This is a genomic window from Streptomyces sp. NPDC024017 (assembly GCF_040638895.1).
GTDB lineage: Bacteria > Actinomycetota > Actinomycetes > Streptomycetales > Streptomycetaceae > Streptomyces.
Genome location: NZ_JBEZYZ010000013.1, coordinates 273,901 through 286,307, shown reverse-complemented (window position 1 = coordinate 286,307; position 12,407 = coordinate 273,901). Strand labels below are relative to the sequence as shown.

The 12,407-nt window shown below is 72.9% G+C and carries 15 protein-coding genes; 9 read left to right on the top strand and 6 right to left on the bottom strand.

What is annotated here, in order from left to right:
- Window positions 1–55 precede the first annotated feature (55 nt).
- Window positions 56–691 carry a PadR family transcriptional regulator gene (locus AB0G20_RS32090; RefSeq protein WP_361308464.1) on the top strand — a complete coding sequence of 212 codons (636 nt, stop codon included), beginning with the start codon at window positions 56–58 and terminating at the stop codon, window positions 689–691.
- 60 nt (window positions 692–751) lie between these two features.
- On the opposite strand, the gene AB0G20_RS32085 is transcribed toward AB0G20_RS32090, so the two are convergent.
- Window positions 752–1,180, bottom strand: coding sequence for an SRPBCC family protein (locus tag AB0G20_RS32085; protein ID WP_361308462.1), 429 nt, complete (start codon window positions 1,178–1,180; stop codon window positions 752–754).
- A 185-nt stretch (window positions 1,181–1,365) separates the two neighbouring features.
- On the opposite strand from AB0G20_RS32085, the gene AB0G20_RS32080 reads away from it, so the two are divergent.
- The 3 genes from AB0G20_RS32080 (at window position 1,366) to AB0G20_RS32070 (ending at window position 4,230) form a co-directional block, all read left to right on the top strand.
- Window positions 1,366–1,950 carry a Clp protease N-terminal domain-containing protein gene (locus AB0G20_RS32080; RefSeq protein WP_361308460.1) on the top strand — a complete coding sequence of 195 codons (585 nt, stop codon included), beginning with the start codon at window positions 1,366–1,368 and terminating at the stop codon, window positions 1,948–1,950.
- Between the two features lie 101 nt (window positions 1,951–2,051).
- Window positions 2,052–3,056 carry an EamA family transporter gene (locus AB0G20_RS32075; RefSeq protein WP_361308530.1) on the top strand — a complete coding sequence of 335 codons (1,005 nt, stop codon included), beginning with the start codon at window positions 2,052–2,054 and terminating at the stop codon, window positions 3,054–3,056.
- A 223-nt stretch (window positions 3,057–3,279) separates the two neighbouring features.
- Entirely contained in the window at window positions 3,280–4,230 is a 951-nt protein-coding gene (locus tag AB0G20_RS32070) for an EamA family transporter (protein WP_361308458.1), read from the top strand.
- 17 nt (window positions 4,231–4,247) lie between these two features.
- On the opposite strand, the gene AB0G20_RS32065 is transcribed toward AB0G20_RS32070, so the two are convergent.
- Together AB0G20_RS32065 and AB0G20_RS32060 are read right to left on the bottom strand one after the other, a co-directional pair.
- Complete coding sequence (locus AB0G20_RS32065) at window positions 4,248–4,880, bottom strand: FMN-binding negative transcriptional regulator (RefSeq protein WP_361308456.1); 633 nt, start codon at window positions 4,878–4,880, stop codon at window positions 4,248–4,250.
- Entirely contained in the window at window positions 4,880–5,566 is a 687-nt protein-coding gene (locus AB0G20_RS32060) for a pyridoxamine 5'-phosphate oxidase family protein (RefSeq protein ID WP_361308454.1), read from the bottom strand. Before AB0G20_RS32060 ends, AB0G20_RS32065 begins: the two co-directional genes overlap by 1 nt.
- A gap of 35 nt (window positions 5,567–5,601) precedes the next feature.
- Here AB0G20_RS32060 and AB0G20_RS32055 point away from each other — a divergent pair, with 35 nt between their 5' ends.
- A complete protein-coding gene (locus AB0G20_RS32055; protein WP_361308452.1) occupies window positions 5,602–6,933 on the top strand; it encodes an aminotransferase class I/II-fold pyridoxal phosphate-dependent enzyme in 1,332 nt (443 codons plus the stop codon).
- A gap of 436 nt (window positions 6,934–7,369) precedes the next feature.
- On the opposite strand, the gene AB0G20_RS32050 is transcribed toward AB0G20_RS32055, so the two are convergent.
- The gene (locus tag AB0G20_RS32050; protein ID WP_361308450.1) at window positions 7,370–8,323 is read right to left on the bottom strand and encodes a DMT family transporter; all 954 of its coding nucleotides are present in this window, start codon (window positions 8,321–8,323) and stop codon (window positions 7,370–7,372) included.
- A 75-nt stretch (window positions 8,324–8,398) separates the two neighbouring features.
- Between AB0G20_RS32050 and AB0G20_RS32045 the strand changes: the two genes are divergently transcribed.
- Complete coding sequence (locus AB0G20_RS32045) at window positions 8,399–9,301, top strand: LysR family transcriptional regulator (RefSeq protein WP_361308448.1); 903 nt, start codon at window positions 8,399–8,401, stop codon at window positions 9,299–9,301.
- Window positions 9,302–9,316: 15 nt separating this feature from the next.
- Here the strand turns inward: AB0G20_RS32045 and AB0G20_RS32040 are convergent, their stop codons facing one another.
- Complete coding sequence (locus tag AB0G20_RS32040) at window positions 9,317–9,787, bottom strand: pyridoxamine 5'-phosphate oxidase family protein (RefSeq protein WP_361308446.1); 471 nt, start codon at window positions 9,785–9,787, stop codon at window positions 9,317–9,319.
- A 132-nt stretch (window positions 9,788–9,919) separates the two neighbouring features.
- Here AB0G20_RS32040 and AB0G20_RS32035 point away from each other — a divergent pair, with 132 nt between their 5' ends.
- Window positions 9,920–10,570 carry a cysteine hydrolase gene (locus tag AB0G20_RS32035; RefSeq protein ID WP_361308444.1) on the top strand — a complete coding sequence of 217 codons (651 nt, stop codon included), beginning with the start codon at window positions 9,920–9,922 and terminating at the stop codon, window positions 10,568–10,570.
- On the opposite strand, the gene AB0G20_RS32030 is transcribed toward AB0G20_RS32035, so the two are convergent.
- Window positions 10,557–11,045 carry a Rieske (2Fe-2S) protein gene (locus AB0G20_RS32030; protein WP_361308441.1) on the bottom strand — a complete coding sequence of 163 codons (489 nt, stop codon included), beginning with the start codon at window positions 11,043–11,045 and terminating at the stop codon, window positions 10,557–10,559. The two genes, AB0G20_RS32035 and AB0G20_RS32030, sit on opposite strands and share 14 nt — an antisense overlap.
- A gap of 196 nt (window positions 11,046–11,241) precedes the next feature.
- Between AB0G20_RS32030 and AB0G20_RS32025 the strand changes: the two genes are divergently transcribed.
- The gene (locus tag AB0G20_RS32025; RefSeq protein ID WP_361308439.1) at window positions 11,242–11,997 is read left to right on the top strand and encodes a HipA family kinase; all 756 of its coding nucleotides are present in this window, start codon (window positions 11,242–11,244) and stop codon (window positions 11,995–11,997) included.
- Window positions 11,994–12,407, top strand: a complete 414-nt coding sequence (locus AB0G20_RS32020; protein WP_361308437.1) for a DUF3037 domain-containing protein — start codon at window positions 11,994–11,996, stop codon at window positions 12,405–12,407. Before AB0G20_RS32025 ends, AB0G20_RS32020 begins: the two co-directional genes overlap by 4 nt.

The window sequence follows — 12,407 nt, the reverse complement described above, 5'->3', positions numbered from 1 at the left end:
CGATATATCGTTGAAGCATCGCGACAGATCAACGATGGAATGGAGAGTGGTTGCGATGCGTACCCACGGATTCGAGCGTGGACATGGACACAGCGGCCCGCACCACGGTCGGGGCGGCTTCGAAGGGCTGCGTGCGGCCTTCGGTCCGTTCGGGCCGGGCGGCCACGGTGGCCCCGGCTGGGGCGGGCCCGGTGGACCGGGCTTCGGCCCGGGCCCCTGGGGTGGACGAGGGCGCGGGGGGCCAAGGGGGAGGGCACGGCGCGGTGACGTGCGCGCCTCGATCCTGGCCCTGCTGAAGGACCGGCCGATGCACGGCTACGAGATGATCCAGGAGATCGCCGAGCGCAGCGGCGGGGCCTGGAAGCCCAGCCCCGGCTCGGTGTACCCCACCCTCCAACTGCTGGAGGACGAGGGGCTGATCGTCAGTGCGTCCGAGGGCGGCAAGAAGCTGTTCTCGCTCACCGACGCGGGCCGCGAGGCTGCCGGGGAAGGGCCCGAGGCGCCCTGGGAGGAGGCTTCCCGCGGGGTCGACTGGGAGGCCCTCGGTGAGATCCGCCAGGCCGGCTTCGGTCTGATGGAGGCCTTCGGCCAGGTCTGGAAGACCGGCAGCAAGGAGCAGCGGGAGAAGGCGCTCGGCGTCATCAACGAGGCCCGCAAGAAGCTGTATCTGATCCTCGCCGACGAGGACTGAACCTCGCAGGAGGAGAAGCGCCCCCGGAGCGGTCCGGGGGCGCTTCGGCGTTTCGGGGTGTCAGGTCACCAGCCCGGTCAGTCTGCGCAGCGACTCGTGCAGGGCCGCCGTGGCCGAGTCCTTGAGCTTGCCCGCCATCAGGGACACCGTCGCGCCCGTGAACTCACCGTCGATGCGGACCGTCGTGGCGTCGCCGTCGGGGGTGAGGGTGTAGCGCGTCGCGACGGTCACCGCCATCGGGCCCCTGCCGCGGATGGCGAGCACACGCGCCGGTTCCAGTTCCTCGACGGTCCAGGCCACCTCGGCCGGGAAATTCATGAGCCGCATGTTCTCCTGGAACGTCGCGCCCACTGCCAGGGGCTCCGGGCCGCCTGCCGGGAAACTCGTGTGGGTCGCGTTCCACTCGCCGTACGCGGACCAGTCCGTGAGCCTCGCCCACACCTTCTCGGCCGGCGCCCCGATGCGTGCCTCCGCGCTGACTTCGGCCATGCGACCACCTCTTCGTGTCGGCTGGGTGTCGCGGAACGTAGCCGTGACGGCCGCAATGTTCAATACTGACGAACTGTCAGCCACGTCGAGGTCTTCGTGCGAATCTGCCTGATCTCCTCCGCAAGGAGGAGATTGCGGTCGGGGAGTCCACTTTCTGTGGGACGCGAGAATGCTTCCCTCCGGGGATGACCCGGGCCGGCGGGGCTGATGGGGTAGGGGATGTGCAACCCCCTTTCCCCCGGCAGTCGGCCCATGAGCTCGGCATTCAGCGCGTGGACAACGATGCCAGGCTCAGTGACGAGCTGGCGTCGGTGGTCGGCGGCGCCCGGCGCCGGGCCGTCCGGGACGGGGACCGGCAGATCGACACCGCCCATCTGCTCCACTCGCTGCTGGAGTCCGACCCCGAGGCGCGTGCCGTCTTCGGCGAGGGGCCGCAGATCTCCCGGCTGCTCGGCTATCTCGTTCAGCGCAGCATCGGATACGGCCTGCGCTGGCAGAGCGGTGTCGAGGACTCCGTCTCCGTCCCCGTGGTGACGGAGACGGCGGGCTTCTCCCCGCTCGCCGCCGCGTCCATGGAGTACGCCTGCGAACGCGCCGCCGAGCGCGGCGGACCGGCCCGTGGCACCGACCTCCTCGCGGCGATCGTCGTCGACCCGCAGGCGCGCGCGGTCGAGGTGCTCGAACGGGCCGGCATCGACCCGCGTGAGGTGCTCGCCCGGCTCGCCGGCTGGTCCGGCATCACCCGGGAGTGCGGCGAAACCACCCACTGAGCGGGAGCGCCCCGAGCCGGACCCGGGGGGTCGAATCGCCCCGTCCAGGCTGTGAGACAGGTGCCATAGGGGATGACGCTCCTGTCATGGCCTGTCATCATGTGCCGGTGCGTACCTCTGACAGCAGCGTGAGCGGGCGCGGCAGGGGCGTGGGGCTCGGCCTCGCGCTCGTGTCCGCGGTGGCCTTCGGCGGATCCGGAGTCGCGGCGAAGCCGCTGATCGAGGCGGGCCTGGACCCGCTGCACGTGGTGTGGCTGCGGGTGGCCGGGGCGGCCCTGGTGATGCTGCCGCTCGCCGTGCGCCATCGTGCGCTGCTGCGCCGGCGACCCGGGCTGCTCGCCGGGTTCGGGCTGCTGGCCGTCGCCGGCGTCCAGGCCTGCTACTTCGCGGCGCTCTCCCGGATCCCCGTCGGGGTGGCGCTGCTCATCGAGTACCTGGCGCCCGCGCTGGTGCTGGGCTGGGTGCGCTTCGTGCAGCGACGGCCCGTGACGCGTGCCGCCGCGGTCGGTGTCGTGCTCGCGGTCGGCGGACTCGCCTGTGTCGTCGAGGTGTGGTCGGGCCTGCGCTTCGACGCCCTGGGGCTGCTGCTCGCGCTCGGTGCGGCCTGTTGCCAGGTCGGCTACTTCGTCCTGTCCGACCAGGGCAGCGACGCCGGGGACGAGGCGCCCGATCCGCTCGGTGTCATCGCCTACGGCCTGCTCGTCGGGGCGGCCGTACTGACCGTCGTCGCCCGGCCCTGGAGCATGGACTGGTCGGTCCTCACGGGCACCGCCCGCATGGACGGCACGCCCGTCGCGGCCGTCGTGCTGCTGGCGTGGATCGTCCTCGTCGCCACCGTCGTCGCGTACGTCACCGGTGTGGTCGCCGTGCGGCGGCTCTCCCCGCAGGTCGCCGGTGTCGTGGCCTGCCTCGAAGCGGTCATCGCCACCGTGCTGGCCTGGGTCCTGCTCGGTGAGCACCTGTCGGCACCCCAGATCGCCGGTGGCGTCATCGTGCTGGCCGGCGCGTTCATCGCTCAGTCCTCCACGCCCGTGAAGGGCTCCGACCGGCCGGTCGCCGGGGGTGGCCCGGAAAGGGAATTGTCCAGCCCCGGGACGACCGCATAGGCTGCCGATCATGCCTTCGAACGCACTCGTTCTTCCGCCTCCGGCCGCCTGAGGCGGGCCCTCCGGAAACCGCGCCCGGCGATTCGCCGCCGCGCAGAACGGTGCTGCCCGCAGACGAAGTCCGTGGACCCCTGATCCCGACTGATCCGGGGTTCTTGCCGAACTTCCGCGCACCGGCCGCCACTCGCGTGCGGCGCGTCGTGCGCGTCTGCGGAGAGAACACGTGTCGAACACCGCATCCGGCCTGCCCATCGGGCGAGGCCTCCTCTATCTGATCGTCGCCGGTGCCGCCTGGGGCACCGCGGGCGCGGCCGCCTCCCTGGTCTACCGGGCCAGTGACATGGGACCTGTCGCCCTCTCCTTCTGGCGCTGCGCCGCCGGTCTCGTGCTGCTGCTCGCCGTGCGCCTGCTGCGGCCGGGCGCCGCAACCCCCGTGTGGGAGCCGCTCGGGCGCCGGGCGCTGCGGGCCGGGGTCACCGGAATCGGCCTCGCCGTCTTCCAGACCGCGTACTTCGCGGCCGTCTCCGCCACCGGCCTCGCCGTGGCCACCGTCGTCACCCTGGGCGCGGGGCCCGTCCTCATCGCGCTCGGCGCCCGGCTGACCCTGGCCGAGCGCCTGGGCCGGGGTGGCACCGTCGCCGTCGTGGGTGCCCTCGCCGGGCTCGCGGTTCTCGTCCTCGGAGGCGGGGGCGCGACCGTCCGCCCCGTGGGTGTGCTGCTCGCGCTGCTGTCCGCGGCCGGGTACAGCGTGATGACGCTGCTCACCCGCCGGTGGGGCCGCGACGGCGAGGTCGACGCCGCTCGCTCGACGGTCGGCGCCTTCGCCGTCACGAGCCTGTGCCTGTTGCCGTTCGCCCTGGCGGAGGGACTGCTGCCGCACACCGAGCAGCCCGGCCGGCTTCTGCTCCTGCTGGTCTACGTCGCCGCCGTCCCCACGGCGCTCGCCTACGGCCTCTACTTCGCGGGCGCGGCCGTCGTACGGTCCGCCACCGTCTCGGTGATCATGCTGCTCGAACCGGTGAGCGCGGCGGTGCTCGCCGTCGTCCTGCTCGGCGAGCACCTCACGGCGGCGACGCTGGCCGGGACCCTGCTGATGCTGGGCTCGGTGGCGGGCCTCGCGGTGGAGGAGACGCGGGCCGCGCGGACGGGCGAGGAGCCGGTGATGGCCGTGTAGGGCGGGGGCCTCGCGGCCTACGCCTGCTGTCTGCGCAGGAGGTGGTCGCGTGCCCTCGCGTCGCCCGGACCGCCGCGGGCCGCGAGCTCTGCGGCGATCCGGCCCCGGACCTCGGCCGGCCTGTGATTGGCGTACTTGAACTTGGCTCGTACGTCCGTCACTTCGAGGCGCAGGCCCCGGATGCCGGCGAGCATCCTGCCGTACGGGGCCTCGCCCGCCGCTGCCCGTGCGGAGCCGCCCCGCGGCTGGAAGTGGTCGACCTGGCGGTTCAGAAGCGCGGCCTTCTCCGCCGGGTCGTCCACGACGCGGGCGCGGCAGCGGAGCTGGACGGCCGCGTAGAAGCTGGTCGGGGTGCCGTGCTCGGGCGGCACGTCCGGGGCGGCCTGCCAGGGGCCGGGCACGAACACGTAGTCGTCGACCACGCTCAGCAGGACGTCCGGGTGGGCCTCCAGCGCGTGCCAGAGCGGGTTCGGACGGGCGAGGTGGGTGACGATCTCGCCGCGCCCGGGTTCGTACGCGAAGTGCAGGGGCTGGACGTGGGGCGGTTCGCCCGGCAGGCCGTTGACGGCGAGCTGGCCGAAGTCGCGGCCGGCCAGCCACTGTTGCCATTCGCTGTCGTCGCGAGGTGCGTCCCAGGGGTGGATCAGCATCACAGGGCCGTGAGGTAGCCGGGCAGTTCGGTGCCAGGGGCCAGGCCCGGGTCGGGGAGCGGCGTGCCGTAGGCGCGCTGCACCGGGACGACGCCGGCCCAGTGGGGGAGGGCGAGGTCCTCCGGTTCGTCGTTCACGCCCCCGGTGCGCAGCTTCGCGGAGACCTCGTCCAGATCCAGACGGATCACGGCGGTGGCGGCCAGCTCCTTCTTGTTGGCCGGGCGCGAGTCCTTGGAGCGGCCGGGCACGACGTGGTCGACCAGCGCGTCCAGGGCCTGCCGCTTCTCCTCGGGGTCCGTCACGTCGTGGGCGACGCCGTGCACCACCACGGAGCGGTAGTTGATCGAGTGGTGGAAGGCCGAACGGGCCAGGACCAGACCGTCGACGTGCGTGACCGTCAGGCAGACCGGAAGGCCCGGGTCGGCCTGACCGGCCGCCCGCAGCGGACGCGAGCCCGTCGAGCCGTGCACGTACAGCCGCTCTCCGACCCGGGCGTACAGCGTGGGCAGCACGACCGGCGCTCCGTCGCGGACGAACCCGAGATGGCAGACGTAGGCCTCGTCGAGAATCGCGTGCACCAGTTCCTTGTCGTACGAGGCCCGGTCCGGGGAACGGGTGGGGACGGTGCGATCGGTCGGGGTGTAGGCGGTGTCGGGCTGCGGCGGCGTCTGCGCGGTCCCCTGCATGGCGCTCTCCATTGCACTAGTGCATAATTGGCTTTGTGCTAGGAGAGTATCCGATCAGTGGGCGTCGCGCAGCGGACATTTCCGCGAGCATCGAGCGAGCGGTGGGGGCCGGTGAGCTGAGACCCGGTCAACTGCTGCCTCCCATGAGGGAGTTGGCGGAGCGGCTGGGGGTGAACCCCAATACGGTCGCGGCCGCGTACCGGACCCTGCGCGAGCGCGGAGTCATCGAGACCGCGGGCCGGCGCGGCAGCCGGGTGCGGCCCGCCCCGGCGACGACTGGGCGGGACCACTTCAGGGTGGACATCCCCGAGGGCGTGCGGGACGTCGCGCAGGGCAATCCGGACCCGGCGCTGCTGCCGCCGCTCGCGGCCGCGTTCGGGGCGGCCGCCGCCGAGGGCGACCGGGCGCCCGTGCTCTACGGGGACACCCCCGTGGAACCGGAGTTGGCCCGGCTCGCGCGGGCCGGATTCGACGCCGACGGGGTGCCGGACGGGCCGCTCGCCGTGGTCTCCGGTGCCCTCGACGGCGTCGAACGCGTACTGGCGGCCCACCTCAAGCCCGGCGACACCGTCGCCGTCGAGGACCCCGGCTGGGGCCGCACCCTCGACCTCGTGCCCGCGCTCGGGCTGCGGACCGTTCCCGTCGGCGTCGACGACGAGGGGCCCCGCGCGGAGGATGTGCGCCGGGCCCTGGAGACCGGGGCGCGGGCCCTGATCGTCACGGACCGGGCGCAGAACCCGACCGGCGCCGCGGTGAGCGCCCCCCGCGCGCGTGCCCTGCGAGCCGTGCTCGGTGAGTACCCGGAGGTCCTGCTGATCGAGGACGACCACGGCCATGGCATCGTCGACCTGCCCCTGCACCCCCTGGCCGGGGTCACCCGGCACTGGGCGTTCGTACGCTCGGCCGCCAAGGCCTACGGCCCCGATCTGCGTCTCGCCGTGCTCACCGGGGACGCCGTCACCGTCGACCGGGTCCGCGGGCGGCACCGGCTCGGACCCGGCTGGGTCAGCCGGCTGATGCAGCGGGCCCTGGTGCGGCTGTGGGCCGACGGCGCGGTGGACACGGCCGAGGTGGCGGCTTCGTACGGGCGGCGGCGGGACGCGCTGATCGGGGCGCTGGAGCGGCGCGGGGTCGCGGCGCACGGGCGCAGCGGCATGAACGTGTGGGTGCCCGTGCCGGACGAGACGGGCGCCGTCGCCCGGCTGCTGCACGCCGGTTGGGCCGTGGCCCCCGGAGCCCGCTTCCGGCTGAACGCGCCGCCCGGCGTCCGGGTCACCGTCTCGACGCTCGACGGGGGCGAGATCGACACGCTGGCCGACGCGATCGCCTCGGCCCTCGGGCCCGCCCCGGCACGCAGCTATGACTGAGGCGCCAGTCGCGGTCTTCGGGTCGCGATGCAGCTGTGGCGAAGGGGCCATCGCGGTCTTCGGGCTCGGCGTAGCTACGGCTGAGTCACCGGGCTCGGCCTTTGGGCTGCGGCGTAGCTGTGGCGGAGGTGCCGGTCGGGGTCTTCGGGCCTGGGCACGGCTAGATGCCGGCCTCGGCCTTCGGGGCCCGTGTGGCTACGGCTGAGTCACCGGCTCGGCCTTCGGGTCGCGGTGTAGCTGTGGCGGAGGTGCCGGTCGGGGTCTTCGGGCCCGGGCACGGCTAGATGCCGGCCTCGGCCTTCGGGTCCCGCGTAGAACCGGGCTCGGCCTTCGGGGCGCGGCGCGGCTACGGCTGAGGCGCCGCACCGGCCTCGGCCTTCGGCCCCCGGCGCCGCTAAGGCGCATGCGCCGACCTCGGTCCTCAAGCCCCCCGCGGCTAAGGCTGAGGCACCGGTCGCCGCTTCGGCCGTACCTGGGTGAGTGCCGCCCCCGTCAGCACGATCGCCGCGCCGACCGGTGTCGACCAGGTGAGCGCCTCGCCGAGGAGCGCGATGCCCGCGGCCGTGGCGATGACCGGGACGATGTAGGTGACCATCTGCGCGGTCGTCGGGCCGACCTCGGCGACCAGGCCGTACTGGAGGAGCACCGCGAGGCCCGTGCCCAGCGCGCCCAGGGCGGCGATCGCCAGCAGCGGCACGACGGACACGCGGGTGGGCAGGGTCGTGAACAGCGGGGTGACGACCGCCAGCTGGGCCGTCGCGAGCAGCAGCTGCGCGCCGGTCATCGACAGGTGCGAGTGGCCGGTGCCGGCCAGGGTGCGGCGGACGTAGATCCAGCCGATCGGGTAGCTGAGGGAGGCGAGCAGGGCCAGTGCCGTCCCGGTGGCGTCCAGGCCGTGGAAGCCCTGCCAGGCGCCCAGCACCGTGAGCACCCCGAGGAAGCCGAGCCCGAGCCCCGCGACCCGCACCCGGGTCGGGCGGTCCTCCGACAGGGCGACCAGCGACAGTGCCATGCCCCACAGCGGCGAGGTCGCGTTGCAGATGCCCGCCAGCGTGGACGGGATGGTCAGCTCGGCGTACGCGAACAGGGAGAACGGCAGGGCGTTGAGCAGGAACGCGGCCACCGCCAGATGCCCCCAGGTGCGTGCCCCGCGCGGCAGCCGCTCGCGGCGCACCGCCATCGCGGCGGCCAGCACCGCCGTGCCGAACAGCAGCCGGCCGAGCGTCACCTGGAACGGCGCGTATCCCCCGGTGCCCACCTTGATGAGGAGAAAGCTGAAACCCCAGATCAGGGACAGGGCGGCGAACCGGAGACGCCAGTCGAGGCGGCGGCTGGGCGGTGCGGGCGGCTGGGCGGTGACCCGGCCGGGCGAGGTGGTGACGGTGCTCATGGCAGTCACGATGCGGCAGCAGAACCTCGTAGCACAATCGAGATTTTGCACCCGGTACTGCGTAGCATTGCTTACATGTTGAACCTGGAGCGCCTGCGCACCCTCGATGCCCTCGCCCGGCACGGCTCGGTCAGCGGGGCGGCCGAGGGGCTGCACATCACGACCTCCGCCGTCTCGCAGCAGCTGGCCAAGCTGGAGCGGGAGGCCGGCCAGCAGCTCCTCGCCAAGAACGGCCGGGGCGTGCGGCTCACCGACGCGGGCCGGCTCCTCGCCGAGCACGCCGCGCGCATCCTGTCGCAGGTGGAACTCGCCCAGGCCGACCTGGAGGCGCAGCGCGGGCAGGTCGTCGGCGAGCTCAGACTGTCGGCGTTCCCGACGGCCGCACGGGGGCTGTTCCCCCACGCGCTGGCCGCACTGCGCGAGCAGCACCCCGCGCTCCGGCTGCGCTCCTGCGAGCTCGAACCGGAGCAGGGCATCGCCGGAGTCGTGCGCGGCGACCTCGACCTCGCCGTGGTGCTCGACTGGTACAACAAGCCGATGGCGCTGCCCGACGGCCTGGTCAAAGCGTCGATCCTGGACGACCCGGCCGAGGTCGCCATGCCGGTGGACCACCGGCTCGCGGAGCGCGCGGAGGTGGATCTCGCCGAGTTCGCCGACGACGAGTGGATCACCTGGGGTGAGGGCGAGTTCTGCCACGAGTGGCTGATGTTCACGCTGCGCTCCATGGGCGTCGAGCCGATCGTCGGCCACCGCGCCGCCGAGAACCACACGCAGCTCGCGCTGGTCGCCGCGGGCCTCGGGGTGTGCATCGCCCCGGTGCTCGGCCGCCACCCCGTGCCCGCCGGCGTCGTGACCGTCCCCCTCCGGCAGCGGGTGCGGCGTCACGTGTACGTCGTCTGGCGCGCGGACGCGGACCGCCGCCCGTCGATCCGGGCGGCGGTCAAGGCCCTGCGGGCGGCGGGGGAGAGCGTCGGCTGACCTGCCGGGAGAGAGCTACTGCCCGGCCAGCTTGCGGAAGTCCCAGGAGACCACCTTCTGCGGCGTCAGACGGATCCAGGCGTGCCTGCCGTCGTGCGGCATCTCCTCCAAACCGAAGTTCTTCCGCGCGAACAGCGTCTCCGGGACGTCGAGTTCGGCACGCAGCTCACCGGTGCGCGGGATCTCGCCCACGAACTCGACCGTGCCCGACAGCTCGGCCCCGCGCAGCTCGTCGTACTCCTCGCCGGTGTCGACCACGATCGCCACCCGCGGGTCGCGCCGCAGGTCGGTCCACCGCTTGCTGCGCACGACCGAGTACAGCCACATGGAGGTGCCGTCCCAGGCGAACCACAGCGTGCTCACGTGCGGCGCGCCCTCGGCCGACACCGTGGCGACCCGGCAGGTGCGCTGGGTGGTCAGGAACTCGTCCAGCTCACCCGGCGTCATCATGATCTTCCGGCCTCTGCGCTGCTGCGTGACGGTCATGCGCCCCCTCTTTCTCCCACGTCGTGCCAGAGGAGATCCTCTGACATCACGTCAGAAAAGGATGAGTGCTCTTCCGTCCGTGCGCAATGGTCGCTACGCTCGCCCGCCCGGCCGCCGGTGACAGGGGGAGACGTGCCCTCGTACGAAGCGCTCTGCGAACTCCTCGAACCACGTACCACCGTGCTGCTCACCGTCGAGTGCCAGGAGGGTGTCGTCGGGCCGGACAGCGCACTGCCCGAACTCGCCGAGGCGGCACGCGCCGGCGGTGCCCTGGCCAACGTCGCCCGTCTGGTGGCAGCCGCCCACGACAGCGACGTCCAGGTCGTCCACGCCGTCGCCGAGCGCCGCCCCGACGGCCGCGGCGCCAACCGCAACGCCCGTCTGTTCCACGCCGCCGCACGGCTGCCCGTCCAGCAGTTGACCGGCACACCGGCGGTGCGGGTGGCCGCACCGATCGAGGTCGCCGAGGAGGACCTCGTCGTACGGCGTCTGCACGGGCTGTCGCCCCTGCAGGGCACCGACGTCGATCCGCTGCTGCGCAACCTCGGCTGCCGCACGCTGATCGTCACCGGGGTCTCGGCCAACGTGGCCGTCCCCAACGCCGTGTTCGACGCCGTGAACCGCGGCTACGGCGTCGTCGTCCCGGCGGACGCCATCGCGGGAGTGCCCGCCGACTACACCCCCGCGATGATCCGCCACACCCTCGCGTTGGTCGCCACGGTCGCGACCACGGACGAGGTGCTGGCGTGCCTGGAGCGTCCGCGTGAGGTCAGGCGAGCGTGATGGAGTCGCCGTTCACGCTGATCTCCTTCGCCTCCAGCGGCTTCACCGCCGGCCCCTTCTTCACGCTGCCGTCGAGCACGGAGAACTGACTGCCGTGGCAGGTGCAGGAGATGACGTCGTCCTTGAGGTCCACCATCGGACAGTTCTGGTGGGTGCAGATCGTCGAGAAGGCCTTGTAGTCGCCCGCGGCCGGCTGCGAGACCACCACCTTCTCGTCCTTGAAGATCTTGCCGCTGCCCTCGGGGATGTCGGCGGTCTTCGCGAGCGCCGCACCACCGGCTCCCGCTCCGGCGGACGAGCCGCCCCCTTCGTTCGTCGCGCCGCCGTCGGCGGCGCCCTGTTCGGTGGACGGGTCGGACGCCTTGTCCTCCGACCCGCACGCCGTCAGCGCCACGGTGAGCCCCGCCGCGCCAACCGCCGCCACGACGGTGCGGCGGCTCGGTCCCGACATCGGCTGAACTGATTCGCTGGTCATGCTGACGTTCCTTCCGGGGATTCGTGATCTGCCGAGAGGTACGGCCCTTGCGGACCGGCTGTTCAGACCATGTCGAAATCCTGACCCGTTCGCGGAAGGACACGGGTAAAGCGGAGCTGTCGGTTCGCTGTCGGGTTCCGGCCCGCCGCCGCGAGGCCGTGGCCGGGGCCGCCGCGTACGTCAGTAACCTGGGGCGATGCTCAAGGAAGTGATCGCGACCCGTTTCATCGCGCCCCTGCGCGAGGGCGGTTCGCTGCCGGGCCTGGTCGAGGCCGACGACCTCGGCACCTACGTCCTGAAGTTCACCGGCGCGGGACAGGGCCGCAAGACGCTCGTCGCAGAAGTGGTCTGCGGGGAACTCGCCCGCCGGCTGGGGCTGCGGATGCCGCGCCTGGTCACCGTCGAGCTCGACCCGGATCTGGGGCTGGGCGAACCGGACGAGCAGGTGCAGAGCCTGCTCCGGTCCAGCGGCGGCACCAACCTCGGCATGGACTTCCTCTCCGGCGCGCTCGGCTTCGACCCGCTCGCGTTCCCGGTGAGCCCCGAGGAGGCCGGCCGGGTGATCTGGTTCGACGCGCTGATCAACAACGTCGACCGGTCCTGGCGCAACCCCAACCTGCTGAGGTGGCGAGGCGAGCTGTGGCTCGTCGACCACGGCGCGACGATGATCTGGCACCACAACTGGCCCGGAGTGGAGGCCTCCGCCGCTCGCCCGTACGACGCCTCCGACCACGCGCTGGCGTCCTTCGCACCCGATGTCGCCTCCGCCGCCGCCGAGTTGGCGCCCCTGGTCACCGAGGAACTCCTCGCCGAGGCCACCGCGCAGATCCCGGACGCCTGGCTCCTGGACGAGCCCGGATTCGCCACGCCGGACGACCTGAGGCAGGCCTACGCGCGCCCGTTGCTCGCACGGGCCGCCGTCATCCACGACCGCATCCAGGGGCTCAAGTGAACGACCGGCACATCATCAGGGGCGGGCCCCGGGACCGCCACGTCTACGAGTACGCCGTCCTGCGCGTCGTCCCGCGCGTCGAACGCGGCGAGTGCATCAACGCCGGGGTCCTCGTCTACTGCCGCGCCGAGTCCTACGTCGGTGCCCGCACCCACCTCGACGACAGCCGCCTGCTGGCCCTCGACCCCCGGGCCGACGTGGCCGGGGTCCGAGCCGCCCTGCGGGCCGTGGAGGGGCTGTGCGCGGGCGGTCCCGCGGCCGGTCAGGCGGGGTCGGACGACCCGGGCCGCCGCTTTCGCTGGCTCGTCGCCCCCCGCTCCACGATCGTCCAGCCCGGCCCGGTGCACACCGGCCTGACCACGGACCCGGCGGCGGAGACCGAGCGGTTGCTGAACCTGCTGGTGAGGTGA

Coding starts and splice junctions, on each gene's coding strand:
- AB0G20_RS32090 (WP_361308464.1), top strand. CDS start 56: ATGCGTACCCACGGATTCGAGCGTGGACATGGACACAGCGGCCCGCAC.
- AB0G20_RS32085 (WP_361308462.1), bottom strand. CDS start 1,180: ATGGCCGAAGTCAGCGCGGAGGCACGCATCGGGGCGCCGGCCGAGAAG.
- AB0G20_RS32080 (WP_361308460.1), top strand. CDS start 1,366: ATGACCCGGGCCGGCGGGGCTGATGGGGTAGGGGATGTGCAACCCCCT.
- AB0G20_RS32065 (WP_361308456.1), bottom strand. CDS start 4,880: ATGCTGATCCACCCCTGGGACGCACCTCGCGACGACAGCGAATGGCAA.
- AB0G20_RS32060 (WP_361308454.1), bottom strand. CDS start 5,566: ATGCAGGGGACCGCGCAGACGCCGCCGCAGCCCGACACCGCCTACACC.
- AB0G20_RS32050 (WP_361308450.1), bottom strand. CDS start 8,323: ATGAGCACCGTCACCACCTCGCCCGGCCGGGTCACCGCCCAGCCGCCC.
- AB0G20_RS32045 (WP_361308448.1), top strand. CDS start 8,399: ATGTTGAACCTGGAGCGCCTGCGCACCCTCGATGCCCTCGCCCGGCAC.
- AB0G20_RS32040 (WP_361308446.1), bottom strand. CDS start 9,787: ATGACCGTCACGCAGCAGCGCAGAGGCCGGAAGATCATGATGACGCCG.
- AB0G20_RS32030 (WP_361308441.1), bottom strand. CDS start 11,045: ATGACCAGCGAATCAGTTCAGCCGATGTCGGGACCGAGCCGCCGCACC.
- AB0G20_RS32025 (WP_361308439.1), top strand. CDS start 11,242: ATGCTCAAGGAAGTGATCGCGACCCGTTTCATCGCGCCCCTGCGCGAG.